Source organism: Phreatobacter sp., from assembly GCF_022843985.1.
GTDB lineage: Bacteria > Pseudomonadota > Alphaproteobacteria > Rhizobiales > Phreatobacteraceae > Phreatobacter.
Window position 1 is genome coordinate 60498 of sequence record NZ_JALHMP010000007.1, and the last position, 15017, is coordinate 75514.

The following is a 15017-nucleotide window of genomic DNA, read 5'->3' on the forward strand; positions in this document are numbered from 1 at the left end:
GCTCCGGCGGCGGGTGAGGGCCGGACCCTAGCGAGGGCGGCGCGCCGCGTCACTCGACCTTTTCGTTCGGGTAGACGCCCCAGAGTCGCGTCTGTTCAATCCAGCCGTCAAAACCCTGGCCGGTGATGCGGCACCAGTTGCCGTTACAGGCCCTAACCATTCCCTGGACCTTGGGTTCCAGGCGCGCGACGACCCGGTCACCGCCGGGACGATTCATCAGCGAAACGAGTTCGGAGGAATTGCCGCGCGGCATGACGATGCCGGTGCGCCGCCCCGACAGCATGGAATGGAAGACCCAGGTCTCGGTGCCGTCATGGTCGCGGATGCGACGCCAATTGTCGAATTCAGCGGTAACCTCCACGGGCAGGCCGGCGCGCTGGTAGATCCAGACGACCTGGTGCTCGCGCGTCGGACCCATCCGCGCGTTGACGCGTTCGGATTTCAGGCTGACGAAACGGGGGACCGGGAGACGGGTCTGCGACCCCAGCGAGCCGGTGATCTCGGCGGCGGAAACCGGCGCACCGGTGAAGGCGGCCATCACGGCGACCAGAGCCGCGCTCACGCGAAAAGCACTCATACGCTACCCACCGGCATCCGAAACGCACCGCACCGACGCCGGCCCCTTCGAAAGACAGGTCTCGAGGGGGGACCGACGGCTTTGTCTGGCGCGACCCTTCTGGTAGACAGGTCCCGCCGGAAGCCAGTGTCGCCGTTCAGGGTTAAGACAGGCTTGATGGCCGGTCGGAATCAACCGGCCGGGTGGTTCGTCAGGGCGGACCGCAGGGATTCCAGAGGTTGGGGCATGCCGAACCGCAAGAAGCCGCTCGTCGTCGTGACGAGGAAACTGCCGGACAGCATCGAGACGCGGATGCGCGAGCTCTTCGAGACGCGCCTCAACGTCGAGGACAAGCCGATGAGCCAGGCGGATCTGGTCGCCGCCTTGAAGACGGCGGAGGTCCTGGTGCCGACCGTCACAGACCGGATCGACGCGGCCCTGCTGTCACAGGCGGGCCCGCAATTGCGCCTCATCGCCCAGTTCGGCAACGGCGTGGACAATATCGACGTGGCCACCGCCATCCAGCGCGGCATCACCGTCACGAATACGCCGGGCGTCCTCACCGAGGACACGGCCGACATGACCATGGCGCTGATCCTCGCCGTGCCGCGCCGCCTCGCCGAAGGGCTCGAAGTGCTAGAACACGGCGAATGGATGGGGTGGACCCCGACCTGGATGCTCGGCAAGCGCATCCACGGCAAGCGCCTCGGCATTGTCGGCATGGGCCGGATCGGCCAGGCGCTGGCCCGCCGCGCCGCCGCCTTCGGCATGCAGATCCACTATCACAACCGCCGCCGGTTGCCCGAGAAGGTCGAGCAGGCGCTGGACGCCACCTATTGGGAAAGCCTCGACCAGATGCTCGCCCGCATGGACATCGTCTCGGTCAATTGCCCGCACACCCCGGCCACCTATCACCTGCTGTCGGCGCGGCGGCTGAAGCTCCTCAAGAAGGAGGCTTTCGTCGTCAACACGGCGCGCGGCGAGATCATCGACGAGGTGGCGCTCACCCGGATGATCGAGGCGGGCGATCTCGCCGGCGCCGGGCTCGATGTGTTCGAGAGCGAGCCGGCGGTCAATCCGCGGCTGATCAAGCTCGCCAAGGCGGGCAAGGTCGTGCTGCTGCCGCATATGGGCTCGGCCACCATCGAGGGCCGCATCGACATGGGCGACAAGGTCATCGTCAACATCAAGGCCTTCATGGACGGCCACAAGCCGCCGGACCGCGTGCTGCCGTCGATGCTGTGAGGCGCCATGAGCCTTTCCGCCATCCGCAACCTCGACCACACGGTCCTGGTCTGCGCCAAGCTCACTGAAACGCGCGCCTTCTACCGCGAGGTCATGGGCTTTCCCATCGAGACGGACCATCCGACCTGGGTGAGTTTCCGCGTCGGATCGGCGCTTTTGTCGCTGCGGCCGCGCGGCCCCTGGTCGGTCTGCGACGACGGCCCTGCCATCGCTGGTTCGGCGGCCGTCCAGCTCGCCTTCCGCGTGCCGCCGCCGGCGGTCGATGCCTGCCATGCCGAGCTGGTCGCCAGGGGCGTGACGATCCTGCGGGTGCCGACCGACCTTCCGGCCTGGCGCCACCGGACGCTGTTCTTCCGCGACCCGGAAGACAATATCATCGAGATCTACGCCGAGTATTGAGGCCTTGGCGGGCTGCCCCCGGCCTCAGGCGCCCCGCCCGTTCAGCGGGTTTTCGGGGTCCCACCGGTAACGCACGGTCTCGAAGCGCATGGCGCGTGTATCGACCATCAGGAGGCGGCCGACGAGGCCCTCGCCGAAGCCCACGATCTCGCGGATGACCTCCAGCGCCATCATGGACCCGACGATGCCGGTCAGCGCGCCGAGGATTCCGGCCTCCTGGCAGGAGGGCACAGTGCCCGGCGGCGGCGCATCGGGGAAGAGACAACGATAGGTCGGGTTGGGCCTGCCGTCGGCCGCCTTTTCATGCGGACGGAGCGTCGTCAATGTGGCGTCGAAGGTGCCGACTGCCGCCGTCACCAGCGGCTTGCCCTCATGGAAACAGGCGTCGGAGACCGCATAGCGGGTGGCGAAATTGTCGGAACCGTCGGCGACGATGTCGTAGCCGGAAACGAGGTCGCGGGCATTGGCCACCGTCAGCCGGGTGACGTGGGAGACCACCTCGACATGGGGGTTGAGCCGGCGGATGGCATTGGCCGCGCTCTCCGTCTTGAGGATGTCGACGTCGTCGGTGCGGTGAATCACCTGGCGCTGGAGGTTCGACAGCGCCACGCCGTCATCGTCGACAATGCCGATGGTCCCGACGCCGGCGGCGGCAAGATAGAGCAGCAGCGGCGCACCGAGGCCGCCGGCGCCGATCACCAGGACCCGCGCCGCCTTCAGCTTCTGCTGGCCCGGCCCCCCGACCTCGCGCAGGACGATGTGGCGGGCGTAGCGCTCGAGTTCCTCGGCGGAGAACATCAGTCGATCGACAGCCCCAGGGATTGGCGCACGCGGGCGCGGACGGCGTGTCCGTCGCGGGTCGGCAGGACACGCTCGAGTTCGGCCTGGCCGATCCTGACCACCGCGACGCAGGGGCCGTTGCCAAGCGCGGTCGCGCGGGTCGCCAGCCCCTCGACATCGCCCATGGCGTCGATGGCCCGGGCATCGGCGATGCCGGAGGCGCGGGCCATGCCGGCGAGGTCGGCGACCACGGTGTGGCTCGCCTGTCCGCCAGTCTCGCCGTAGAGGCCGTTATCCAGGATGACGACGGTGAGGTTCTTCGGCGCCTGCATGGCGATGGTGGCGAAGGAGCCGACACCCATCAGCATCTCGCCGTCGCCGGTTACGGCGATGACCGGGGTTTCCGGTCGGGCGAGCGCGATCCCGAGAGCCATCACGGCGCAGCCGCCCATGGCGCCCCAGAGATAGACGTTGCGGTCGTGGTCGCCGCAGGCGGCGACGTCATAGGTGGGCGATCCGAGGCCGGTAACGACGATGGCCTCGCCGCGATCCTTGAGCAGGCGGGCGACGACGGCGCGGCGGTCGAGGCGGTTCACGGCTGTGCTCATTTCACGAAGACCTTGGCACCGATGAGCTGCTGGGCAAGGAGGACGGCGACGGCGCTGCCGCCCTCATAGGCCATGCGGATGCCGGCGGCGGTAGCGGGTCCGACCTCCTCGGGCCTGTCGGCGCGGAGCACATGCACACCCATCAGCCGGAAGGCGTCGGGCGTGCCGGTACCCATGGGCACCTGCCACGGATTGAACTCGCCCCACTCGCCGCGCATCGTCACGAAGGTGAGGAAGGGCCCGCCCATGTTGCGGACCAGCGACAGCATGTTGATGCAGTTGCCGACGCCGGAGGACTGCATCAGCAGGCAGGCGCGGTCGCCCCCCAGCCAGGCGCCGGAGACCAGCGCGACGCCCTCCTCCTCGGTGGTCAGCGGAATGCCGATCATGGCGGGATCCGCATGGATGGCGCGAATCAACTCGGCATGGCCGCCATCGGGCACATAGGCGACCTGGCGCACACGGGCCGTCTTCAGGGCGGAAAAGATGTCGCCCGGCCATCCGGCGGGCGAGGCATGCAAAGCGTGAGGATGCGCGGCGTTCATGGGCTGGATAGGCTCCCCTTCCCTTGCGAGGGGCGGACCATGACGCCGCGCCCGCACAGACACAAGACGGACAATCGGGAGGACAGGCATGACGGTCGGATTCATCGGACTGGGCAAGATGGGGCGGGGCATGGCCTCGAACCTGCAGACCAAGGGCTTTGCGCTGATGGTGCATGACGTGGTCGCGGCGCCGGTGGCAGCGCTGGAGGCCCTCGGCGCGAAGCGCGGCTCACCCGCCGAGATCGCCGCGTCCTGCGACATCGTCGTCACCATGCTGCCGACGGGCAAGGAGGTGGGCGAGGTCGTGCTCGCACCCGGCGGTGTGCTTGACCATGCCCGGCCCGGCACCCTCATCATCGACATGTCGACCATCGACCCCGAGACGACCGACAAGCTGCACGACGAGACGCGCCGTCGCGGCATGACGGCGGTGGATGCGCCGGTCGGGCGTCTCGCCTGGCATGCCGATCGCGGCCAGAGCCTGTTCATGGTCGGCGCCGACGAGGCGGATTATCAGCGGGCCCTGCCTTTGCTCCAGGCGATGGGAACGACGATCCACCATTCCGGCGGTCCCGGCGCCGGCACGCGGATGAAACTGGTCAACAATTACCTGGCCATCATCCTCTGCCAGCTCAATGCCGAGGCCCTGGCGCTGTCGCAGCGCTTCGGCCTCGACCTCACCAAGACGCTCGACGTGCTCTACGGCACGACGGCGACCAACGGCCAGCTCAAGGTCAACTGGCCGAACAAGGTGCTGGCCGGCGACACCGAGCCAGGTTTCTCCATCGACCTCGCCCACAAGGACCTGACGCTGATCATCCAGGCGGCAAACAGCGCGCGCGTTCCCCTGCCCGTCGCCGCGGCGGCCCGGGAGGCCTTCTCCCAGGCCCGCGCCCGCGGCTACGGACAGAACGATTTCTCGGCGATGGTCGATGTGGCCTGCGACCTCTCGCAGATCGAGCGCGCCCGCCTGCCGAAGGGCTACACCCCGCCGGCATGAGGCCTGCTGACAGGGACGCCCTTGTCGAAAGGGGCCTGACAGGCCACCACTAGGCCATGGCGATCCCTCCGCGCGTCCTGACGATTCCCGCCTCGCGACCGCATCTGCGGACGCTGGCGGAGGCCATCCTGGCCGGCCGGGTCATCCCCGGCTGGCCTGATCCGGCCGATCCCCTGTCGCTGGCGGCGGGGACGATCCTGCTGCCGAACCGGCGGGCCTGTCGCACCTTGCGCGATATCTTCGCCATTCTGACGCCGGCGGGCGCCGTCCTGCTGCCGCGCATCACGCCGATAGGCGATGTCGACGAGGACGAATGGGCCTTCGCCGATCCGATGCCGCTGGATGTCCTCGGCCTCGCCGCCATCGGTCCGGCCATGCCCGCGCTCGACCGCCGGCTGACCCTCGCGACGCTTGTGCGCCGCTGGGCCGAAAGCGTCGACAGGGCGGTGATGCGCCTCAAGGGCGATGATCCGCTGATCGTCTCGACGGCGACCGCCGACGCCCTGTCGCTGGCCGCCGATCTGATGCGGCTGATGGACCAGGTGGCGACCGAGCGGGTGCCCTGGTCGAACCTTGACGGCATCGTCGATGCCGGGCTCGACGAGTTCTGGCAGATCACCCGCGCTTTCCTCGCCATCGCCCGCGACCACTGGCCGGCCCATCTCGAAACCCTCGGCCAGGAGGAGCCGGCGATCCGCCGCGACCGCATCATCGCCGCCGAGACGATCCGGCTCGCGGCGACGCCCGGGCCGCTGGTCGCGGCGGGATCGACGGGATCGATTCCGGCGACGCGCGACCTCCTGCGCATGGTGGCGCTGCATCCGCGCGGCGCGCTGATCCTGCCCGGCCTCGATACCGATCTCGACGGTGCCTCGTGGCAAGTGATCGGCGGCGCGGCGGGTTCGGCGGCCCATGCCCATCCGCAATATGGCCTGAAGCGCCTCATCGACCATGTCGGGATCGATCGTGACTCGGTGGTGATCCTGACGCCGCCCGCCCCCTTCGGACGCGAGGTCCTGGTCTCGGGCGCCATGCGCCCGGCGGCGACGACCGATCGCTGGGTGGAGGCGCCGGCGAGGCCCGCCGACGCGGCGCTGGATGGACTGACGGTCATCGAGGCCGCCAATGAACGCGAGGAGGCCTTGGCTGTGGCCGTCGTCCTGCGCCAGGTGGCTGAGGATCCCAGCCGCGATGCGGCCCTGGTGACGCCTGACCGCGCGCTGGCCCGGCGCGTGGTGGCCGAACTCGCCCGCTGGAACGTGGCGGTCGACGATTCCGGCGGCCAGCCGCTGGCCGGCACGCCGGCGGCGACGGTGGCGCGGCTCTCGGCGGCGCTAGCGCTCGGCGAGCCATCGCCTTCGGATCTGCTCGCGCTTCTCGCCCATCCGGCGCTGTCCTGCGACGATCCGGCGGTGCGGGACGCGGCGATCGCCGCCATCGAACTGAAGGCGCTGCGGGGTCTCAGGCCCTCCGGCGGCCTCGCTGGTTTCGCCCGCCTGCTCGCCGAAGCCGCGCCGAGCGGACGCCCACGGCCCGAAGACGCGGCAAGCCGGGTGAACGGGGAGGCGCTGGAAGCCGGCCGCGCGCTGCTCGCGGCGACCATCGCCGCCCTCGCACCGCTGGCGGGGCTGGACCGGGAGGCGCCGATCGCCGCTTACGCCGCGGCGCACCGCGAGGTGATCCGGCGCCTCGGCCTCGATCCCGGCGCCATCGGCGCCGAGGCCGTCTCGGACCTCCTCGACCGGCTCGCGGCCTCGCCGCCGGCCGCGACCTTTCCGCTGGCGCGCGACGACTATCCCGCTGCCCTCGACGCGCTCCTGCAGCCCGAAACGATCCGCCTGCCGGCCGATCCGGGGGCGCGCATCCGCATTCTCGGCCTGGTGGAGGCGCGGCTTCTTCATGTCGACTGCGTGGTGATGGCGGGGCTGGTGGAGGGCTCCTGGCCCGGCGAGACCCGGCTCGACCCCTGGCTCAACCGTGCCATGCGGGCGAGCTTCGGCATCGATCCGCCGGAACGGCGGGTGGGTCTCGCCGCCCATGACTTCTGCCAGCTCCTCGGACAGCGGCAGGTGGTGCTGACACGCGCGACCAAGGCGGGAGGCGTGCCGACCGTGCCGTCGCGCTGGATGCAGCGCCTCGCCGTCGTGCTCGGCGCAGAGGCCTGGGCGGGGCTCCGCGGGCGCGGCGAACAGGTCGCCGCCCTCGCCCGGAAGCTCGATGCGGAGGAGATCTCGCGCCCCATCGCCCGGCCCCGTCCGGCGCCGCCGCTGGCCTTGCGGCCGACACAGCTCTCGGTCACCGAGATCGAGACACTGCAGCGCGATCCCTATGCGGTCTATGCCCGGCACGTGCTGAAACTGCGGGCGCTGGAGGCGCTCGACCAGGTTCCCGGTGCCGTCGAGCGTGGCATCGTCATCCACGGCGCGCTGGACGCCTACACGCGCGAGGCCTCGGCGGGCCCGGTCGCCGATCCCGTCGGCCGTCTCGTCGCGCTGGGTCGCGAGGCCTTCGCGCCCTACTGGGACGATCCGTCGGTACGTGCCGTCTGGTGGCCGCGCTACCTGCGGATCGCCGCCTGGTTCGCCGGGGCCGATGCCGACCGGCGAGCGCTCTTCGCCGCCGCCCATGCGGAGCGGTCGGGCCATCTCGCTTTCGAGACGCCGGCGGGCCGCCTCTTCCGGCTGACCACCAAGGCCGACCGGATCGACGTCACCGCCGACGGGCAGGCCGAGATCGTCGACTACAAGACCGGCAATGTTCCGAGCGACAAGCAGGTCAATTCAGGGCTCGCCCCGCAGCTGGCCCTGGAGGCCGCCGTGCTCCAGGCCGGCGGATTCGCCGAACTCCCCCCCGACCTTGCGATCTCCGCCCTCGTCTATGCCAAGCTCGGTGGCCGCGACCCGGTCGGCGAGTTCTCTCCCGTCAAGGTCGAGGGCGGCGACGCCGAGGCCCTGGTGGCCAGGACCCTCGCCGGGCTGCAGCAACTCATCGGCGCCTATGAGGACGAGGGCCGCGGCTATCTCTCCTGGGCCATGCCGCAATATGTCGGCGGCCGTTCGAACGCCTATGCGCATCTCGCCCGGGTCAAGGAATGGTCGACGGGCACGGGGGAGAGCGAATGAGCCGCAGCCTCGACGCCCCGCCGGAAGCGGTCATCGCCCAGCGCAAGGCCTCCGATCCCGCCCATTCGGCCTGGGTTTCGGCCAATGCCGGTTCGGGCAAGACCTATGTTCTGGCGCGCCGCGTCGTCCGCCTGATGCTGGCCGGCACACCGCCAGGCGCCATCCTGTGCCTGACCTTCACCAAGGCGGCGGCAGCGACGATGGCGAACCGCGTCTTCGAACTGCTCGGCCAATGGGCACTCATGGACGATGCGGCATTGCGGCGGGCTCTCCACGCCCTTGACGGCCAGGATCACGACGCCGCGACGCTGCGCCGGGCGCGACGGCTCTTCGCCGAGGCGCTGGAGACGCCGGGCGGGCTGAAGGTTCAGACGATCCACGCCTTCTGCGAAAGGGTGCTGCACCAGTTCCCCTTCGAGGCCAATGTCGCCTCGCAGTTCACCGTGCTCGACGAGCGTGTCCACGCGGAACTCGTGCGCCGCGCCAAGCTCGGCATCCTCCTGGAGGCCGCCGCCGACCCCGACGGCGAGACCGGACGGGCGCTCGCCTATCTGTCCACGGTCGCCGCCGATACGACGGTGGACGACCTTCTCGGCGAGGCCCTGGCCGCCCGCCATGCCATGGAGCAGGACATCGCCGCGCGGGGCGGCCTGGCGCGGGCGATCGCGACACTTGGCGACACGCTGGGCCTCCTGCCCGGCGAGACCGAGGCGGCGCTGGCGGCGGCCATCGTCGACGAGGCGGAACTGCCGCCGGCAGAATGGCTCGGGGTGGCCGACACGTTGCTGCACCATTCCGATGCAAAGACCGACAAGGATGTCGCCGCGGCGATGCGGCAGGCGGCCGGCGATGCGACACGGCGCGGCGAGCTCTACGAGCGGATCTTCCTGAAGGCCGACGGAGATCCGCGGCAGAGGCTCGTCACCAAGGCGGTCGTCACCCGCGAGCCGGCCCTCTGCGCGCTCCTCGAGCGGGAGAAGGAGCGGATCGCGGCGCTGCGGTCCAAGCGCAAGGCGGCTGTCCTGCGTGACGGCACCGCCGCCCTGCTGACGCTGGCACAGGCGATCGCGCAGCAGGTGGAGTCCGACAAGGCGGCGCGGGGGGCACTGGATTTCGCCGATCTCATCGTCCGCACGCGCGATCTTTTCCGCAACGGCGCGGCGCCCTGGATCCTCTACAAGCTCGACCAGGGCATCGACCACGTGCTGGTGGACGAGGCGCAGGATACCAGCCCGGACCAGTGGGAAATCGTCAGCGCCCTGATCGAGGAGTTCACCGCGGGAAAGGGGGCGCGCGGCATGCCGCGCACCCTCTTCGTGGTCGGCGACGAGAAACAGTCGATCTATTCGTTCCAGGGCGCGGTGCCACAGAATTTCAGCGCCCTGCGCGATGCCTTTGCCCGCAAGTTCGCCGCCGCCGAGCGGCCCTTCGAACGCCATATCAGCCTGAACTTCTCGTTCCGCTCGACCAGGGCCGTCCTCAGCGCCGTCGACCGTGTTTTCGCCGACGACGATGCACGCAGGGGCCTGTCCTTCGCACCGGGACCGCTGTCACCGCACGAGGCGGCGCGTCAGGCGGCACCGGGCCTGGTGGAACTCTGGCCGGCCGCCCTGCCGGAGCCCACCGAGGAGCCCGCGCCCTGGACCGCTCCGGTGGATGCACCCGGCCTCGGCGATCCCGCGGAACGGCTCGCGGCCCGCATCGCCCGCCATATCCGTCTGTGGCTCCACGAGGGGCATCGTCTGCCCGACCGTAACCGGCCGATCCGGGCCGGTGACATTCTCATCCTGGTGCGGCGGCGCGGGCCGATCTTCGAAAGCATCATCCGGGCCCTGAAAAATGCCGGGGTGCCGGTGGCCGGCGCCGACCGCCTGGTGCTGGGCGAGCATATTGCCGTGATGGACCTGCTGGCGCTCGGTGACTGCCTGCTGACGCCGGAGGACGACCTGTCGCTCGCCGCCGTGCTGAAGAGCCCGCTGATCGGCATGAGCGAGGACGAACTCCTGGAACTGGCCGCGGAACGCACGGAATCGCTGTGGGACGCCCTCGCTGCCGATGCGCATCCGGCCGCAGCCCGCCTGGCCGGATGGCGGGAGGAGGCGCTGGCGCTGTCCCCTGCCGCCTTCTATGGCCGGGTGCTGGCGCGCGACCGCGGCCGGCGCGCCATGCTGGCCCGCCTCGGCTCCGAGGCCGCCGACGCGCTGGACGAGTTCATGTCCATGGCGCTGTCCTTCGAGGCGACGGAAATCCCGACGCTGCGCGGGTTCCTGGAGTCAATGCGGACAAGCGAACTCAACGTGAAGCGCGACATGGAGCTCGGCCGCGACGAGGTGCGCGTCATGACCGTGCATGGCGCCAAGGGGCTGGAAGCCGACATCGTCTTTCTCGCCGATACGATGGGCAAGCCCGCCGGCAACCACGACCCCAAGATCTTCGCGATCAAGCCGCCCAACGCAGTGGTCGGTACGCCACCGCGGCTGGTCTGGTCGCCCTCGTCGAAGGGCGATATCGGTCTGGTCGCGGAGGCGCGCCAGGCCAGCCGCGAGGCGCAGGCGGAAGAATATCGCCGCCTGCTCTATGTGGCGATGACGCGGGCCGCAGACCGGCTCATCGTCTGCGGCGCGCGGCCGAGGCGCGCCGTTGCCGACGTCTGGTACGACATCATCGACCGGACCATCGGCAGCGAGGCGGTCGAGGAACCGGCCGATGACGGCGAGGGCAGCGTCAAGCGCTGGCGCAAGGGGCCTGCGGTCGCGGCCGAACGGGCACCGGGGACGCGCAGTATGCCGGCCACCGTTCCCCTGCCTGACTGGCTCGAGACGGCGGCGCCGGCGGTGGCGGCGCCGGCGCGGACGCTGACGCCCTCGGGCTTCGGCCATGAGACCGGTCCGCGACCCGCAGCGGCAGCGGCAAAGAGTCGGGAAGCGGCGATCCGCCGCGGCACGATCATGCATCGGCTGCTGCAGTCCCTGCCGGACCTTCCGCCGGACAGGCAGGCCGAGGCGGCGCAACGCTTCCTCGCAGCCCAGAGTGACATCGACGCGGCGGTCGCGGCAGGGCTGGCGGACGAGGCGCTGAGGCTGATGGCAGATCCGCGGGTCGCCCCGCTCTTCGGTCCGGGCAGCCGCGCCGAGGTGCCGGTGGCCGGCCAACTCGCCGGCCAGCCGGTCTCGGGCCAGATCGACCGGCTGGTGGTGACGCCGGAGGCGATCATCATTGCCGACTTCAAGACCAATGATCCGGCCCCGACCGGCCCCGAGGAGGTGCCGGAAAGCTATGTGGCGCAGCTCGCGATCTACCGCGCGCTGCTGGCGCAGATCGTTCCGGGACGGCGGTTGGAGGCCTGGCTGGTCTGGACTGCGGTGCCATCGGTGATGCCGGTCGAAGCGCAGCGCCTCGACGCCATGCTCGCCACACTCGGGCTGGCGTGAGAGCGAGGCGCCTCGCTAAAGGGCCGCGAGGGGAGGCAGGTTCTCGTCCTTGCCGGTGAGCGCCGAGGCATGCAGGCCGCGCACCCGCTGCTCGAGAAAATGGGCGATGGCCTTGCGGTCGGCGCTCGGATCGAAGGGCACCGGGTTGCCGAAGATGAGGTCGACATCGACGGCTCCGTCCTTCAGCAAGGCCCAGGCATGGGGCACGAGCTCGATGTCGCCGATCCAGGAGATGCGCGGACGATGCTGGCGGCCGGCCGGCAGGCCGTTGATGCGGCGATAGGCCAGGGCGATGGGCTGGATCCAGACGGTTTCGCCGGTGGCCCTGGCCAGGCTTTCGGCGGCCCCGACCAGGGCGGGGCGGAAGCGCATGACGCGGTTGCCATCGGAGGAGGTGCCCTCGGCGAAGAGCACGACCGGCTCGCCCTCGCGCATGCGCGCGATCATCTCATGCGCAGTCCGCGAGGTGGTGTGGCGGCGGTCGCGATCGACGAAGATCGAGCGCTGGAGCTTGGCGAGATAGCCGAAGAGCGGCCAGCCTGCGATTTCCGCCTTGGCGACGAAGGAGACCGGCGCGAAAGCGCCGAGCACCATGATGTCCATCCAGGTGACGTGGTTGGGCACGAAAAGCGCCGGGCGGTGGGTGGTCGCCTCACCGCGCACGGTGATCCGCGCGCCCAGCGCCCTGAGCACCATGCGATGGAACAGCATGGGGATGGTGCGGCGGGCATTGAGGCCGAAGCCATGGGCGATCATCTGGGCCGGCAGCAGTACCAGCGCCGCGATGATCAGCAGCATCAGCCAGACGAGGGCGCGGATCGAATCGAAGATGCTCGGGCCGCCACGACCGAACTCGGTGCCCGGCCTGTCAGGATTCTTCATCGAGCGGCACGCAATAGAGTTCAAGGCGATGGTCGACCAGCCGGTAGCCAAGCTTGCGGGCGATCTCGGCCTGCAACCGCTCGATCTCTTCTGACTGGAACTCGACGACCCGGCCCGACCGAAGATCGATCAGGTGGTCGTGATGGGCCTCCGGGATCGTCTCGTAGCGGGCACGCCCGTCACCGAAGGCATGACGGGTGATGATGCCGGAATCCTCGAACAGCTTGACGGTCCGGTAGACCGTCGACAGCGAAATGTTCGAATCGACGGCATTGGCCCGCCGGTGCAGCTCCTCGACGTCGGGATGATCGGCCGCCGCCTCGATGACGCGGGCGATGACGCGGCGCTGATCGGTCATCCGCATGCCCTTGGCGATGCAGGCTTCCTCAATCGAACTGGTCCGGTTCTCCATCCGGGGCGTTATCACCACGGTCCTCCTCAACAGCGCCCGATCCTATAGCTTTGCACGTCCGCTCCGTCACCCCCGCGCAACGGACACGGCCACGGGCGGCGGCACGACCGCCTCGTCCTCCTCGTCGTCGTCGTACATCATGGCGATGGCGCGGCGGCGGTCGGCGATCGAGGCGTTGAGGCGGTCGAGGGCGAGGGTGAGGGTGGCAAACTGGCTCGAATCGAACCCGGGCTTTTTCGAGGCCTCGATGGATTCGACGAAGATGTCGTCGGCGCGCCTCGCGATCTCGTCGAGCACGTCGTTATCGTCGGTGGCGCGGGCGTTGCGCAGCAGGAGCAACACCTCGGGCAGGAAGCCCGGGTCCTTTTCGCGGCGGCCGATGCCGAAATAGCTGGCCGCGCCAGCCAAGGCCGAGCCGCCGAGGGACAGGCCGAAAATCGCTAAATACAGAAAGTCGCTATATTTTTCGAGGAATGTCTTCTGTTCGCCGGTCAGATAGGCCAGCGCGCCGGGATGGACCTGGATGGCGGAGCCCTTTTCCGTGTCCGGAACCTCCAGACGGTTCGCGATGGGGTGCTGGGCGGCGAAAGAGGGACGCAGCGTGAAGAGCTGCTGGGTGAATTCGGCGGCCACCGCATCGTCAACGCCGCGGCGCGCCACGAGATAATGGACGACGCCGAGCGTCGGGAAGGTATCCGTCGGCCGGGGCGGGTTCGACCCGAAGGAGCCGGCGACGATTTCCATGGATTCGAGAAAGGCAACCCGGTCAGCCACGGCCTCGGCCTCGCGCACGGGCACAAGGGTCACCTTGCCATCGGGTGTTTCGCGCACCAGCCCGGCAATGGCGTCGGCCACCGGCTTGGACGAGGGCGGGCCGACGGTCACCAGCGCCTCGATCTGCTTCTTGCGGAAGACTTCCGCCGTCTCCCAGGGCAGGACCTCGACCATCCGGACCGACGAGGGCTGGACGCCGTGCTCGCGCAGGATGGTCTGGATCAGGCGGATGTTGTAGCCGACGCCGCGGCCCATGACACCGATCGTCTTGCCGCCGAGATCCGTCCAGCGCTCGATGCCGGCGGATGCCGGCGCGGCGAGGACGACGGGGTTGCGCTGCCAGGTCGCCACGGTCATGGCGCTGGGCGGAAACGAGATATCAGCCCTGACGATGGCGAAATCGACGTCCTCGCGCTCCAGCTTGGCAGCGCTGTCGGAGGGCGAATCGGAGGAGACGAGGCGCAGCCGCACGGTGGAGCGCTCACGTTGGAGTGCCACGCGGAACGCGTCGATCAGGCGTGCCGCCTCCGACCCGGATGGCCCCACCGCGATGGTGACCGTGGTCGGACGGTTATACGAAAAGGTCGCGAGAGCGGCGCAACCAATGAGCGCGCAGATGACAGCGACGATGATAAGACGCGTGCGGGACATTGATGATCAGGTTCCGCAGAGATCATGGCTCTTTTGCGATGCAAAGACCATGGCCTCGCGTGGCCGGAGCTTGACGGATTGCGGCGGCAGAGGGGTTCAGCGGCGGCGCGGCCTGTCCTCGATCATGATCGAGGGCGTTCCAGCCGACCGCGACCGCGTCGCCGCTCGGTTGATCCGATCCCGCTCGGCCGCAGTCAGAGGGCCGCGTCGGCTGTGTCCCTGCACCGCAAGGCCAGGAGCAGTGCGGGCCTCGTCGGCCTCGCGTCCGCGACGGCGATCGGCATCGCGCAGGCGCTGCTGGTCGCGCTGCTGCCGGCGCAGCGTTTCGAGACTGCGGTCGGCTTCACGCTGCTGGCTATGCTGGAAACCGTCGAAGGCCCGCCGCTCGCTATCCCGCTGACGCAGGATGTCGAAATGCTGCTGGGTCGGATTGCCGAAGGAGGGCGGGGCCATGCCCGGCGCCGGCGGCGGATAGCCGGCCTGGGCTGCAACGTGGTCGGAACCACCGGCCAGACCGGCGAGTGCAAGGAGAACAGCCATCAGGGTGGTGCGCGTCGTCGACATGGACGGGTCCTGTTCCTTCGGGCGTCTGCGCGGCGAAGCCGCGCGCTC

The 15017-nt window shown here is 69.6% G+C and carries 13 protein-coding genes; 5 read left to right on the plus strand and 8 right to left on the minus strand.

Translation table 11 applies throughout. The features are described 5' to 3' along the window. Positions 1–49: 49 nt before the first annotated feature. Complete coding sequence (locus tag Q0C57_RS06775) at positions 50–562, minus strand: SH3 domain-containing protein (RefSeq protein ID WP_296573944.1); 513 nt, start codon at positions 560–562, stop codon at positions 50–52. 240 nt (positions 563–802) lie between these two features. Here Q0C57_RS06775 and Q0C57_RS06780 point away from each other — a divergent pair, with 240 nt between their 5' ends. Both Q0C57_RS06780 and Q0C57_RS06785 read left to right on the plus strand, forming a co-directional pair. Then, the gene (locus Q0C57_RS06780) at positions 803–1801 is read left to right on the plus strand and encodes a D-glycerate dehydrogenase (RefSeq protein ID WP_296573947.1); all 999 of its coding nucleotides are present in this window, start codon (positions 803–805) and stop codon (positions 1799–1801) included. Between the two features lie 6 nt (positions 1802–1807). Continuing rightward, entirely contained in the window at positions 1808–2200 is a 393-nt protein-coding gene (locus Q0C57_RS06785) for a VOC family protein (RefSeq protein WP_296573950.1), read from the plus strand. A gap of 24 nt (positions 2201–2224) precedes the next feature. On the opposite strand, the gene moeB is transcribed toward Q0C57_RS06785, so the two are convergent. The 3 genes from moeB to Q0C57_RS06800 are packed head-to-tail and all read right to left on the minus strand — an operon-like array spanning position 2225 to position 4133. Then, positions 2225–2998 carry a molybdopterin-synthase adenylyltransferase MoeB gene (gene moeB / locus Q0C57_RS06790; protein ID WP_296573953.1) on the minus strand — a complete coding sequence of 258 codons (774 nt, stop codon included), beginning with the start codon at positions 2996–2998 and terminating at the stop codon, positions 2225–2227. After that, positions 2998–3588 (minus strand): thiamine pyrophosphate-dependent enzyme, encoded by a 591-nt coding sequence (locus Q0C57_RS06795; protein ID WP_296573957.1) that lies wholly within the window; start codon positions 3586–3588, stop codon positions 2998–3000. The genes moeB and Q0C57_RS06795 overlap by 1 nt, the downstream gene beginning before the upstream one ends. Further along, positions 3585–4133: a phosphonopyruvate decarboxylase gene (locus tag Q0C57_RS06800; protein ID WP_296573960.1), complete on the minus strand. Its 549-nt coding sequence runs from the start codon at positions 4131–4133 to the stop codon at positions 3585–3587. The genes Q0C57_RS06795 and Q0C57_RS06800 overlap by 4 nt, the downstream gene beginning before the upstream one ends. 88 nt (positions 4134–4221) lie before the next feature. On the opposite strand from Q0C57_RS06800, the gene Q0C57_RS06805 reads away from it, so the two are divergent. The 3 genes from Q0C57_RS06805 to addA are packed head-to-tail and all read left to right on the plus strand — an operon-like array spanning position 4222 to position 11686. Continuing rightward, positions 4222–5133: an NAD(P)-dependent oxidoreductase gene (locus Q0C57_RS06805; protein WP_296573963.1), complete on the plus strand. Its 912-nt coding sequence runs from the start codon at positions 4222–4224 to the stop codon at positions 5131–5133. Between the two features lie 56 nt (positions 5134–5189). Beyond that, positions 5190–8255 (plus strand): double-strand break repair protein AddB, encoded by a 3066-nt coding sequence (gene addB / locus Q0C57_RS06810; RefSeq protein ID WP_296573968.1) that lies wholly within the window; start codon positions 5190–5192, stop codon positions 8253–8255. Continuing rightward, entirely contained in the window at positions 8252–11686 is a 3435-nt protein-coding gene (gene addA / locus Q0C57_RS06815) for a double-strand break repair helicase AddA (RefSeq protein WP_296573971.1), read from the plus strand. The genes addB and addA overlap by 4 nt, the downstream gene beginning before the upstream one ends. Before the next feature lie 15 nt (positions 11687–11701). Here the strand turns inward: addA and Q0C57_RS06820 are convergent, their stop codons facing one another. The 4 genes from Q0C57_RS06820 to Q0C57_RS06835 all read right to left on the minus strand — a co-directional run bounded on the left by Q0C57_RS06820 (position 11702) and on the right by Q0C57_RS06835 (position 14969). Beyond that, on the minus strand, positions 11702–12568 hold the full coding sequence (locus Q0C57_RS06820; protein ID WP_296573975.1) for a 1-acyl-sn-glycerol-3-phosphate acyltransferase: 867 nt from the start codon (positions 12566–12568) through the stop codon (positions 11702–11704). Next, the gene (locus tag Q0C57_RS06825; protein WP_296574264.1) at positions 12555–12980 is read right to left on the minus strand and encodes a Fur family transcriptional regulator; all 426 of its coding nucleotides are present in this window, start codon (positions 12978–12980) and stop codon (positions 12555–12557) included. The genes Q0C57_RS06820 and Q0C57_RS06825 overlap by 14 nt, the downstream gene beginning before the upstream one ends. A 66-nt stretch (positions 12981–13046) precedes the next feature. Continuing rightward, entirely contained in the window at positions 13047–14405 is a 1359-nt protein-coding gene (locus Q0C57_RS06830) for a TAXI family TRAP transporter solute-binding subunit (RefSeq protein ID WP_296573978.1), read from the minus strand. 96 nt (positions 14406–14501) lie between these two features. Further along, entirely contained in the window at positions 14502–14969 is a 468-nt protein-coding gene (locus tag Q0C57_RS06835; protein ID WP_296573981.1) for a hypothetical protein, read from the minus strand. Positions 14970–15017 lie beyond the last annotated feature (48 nt).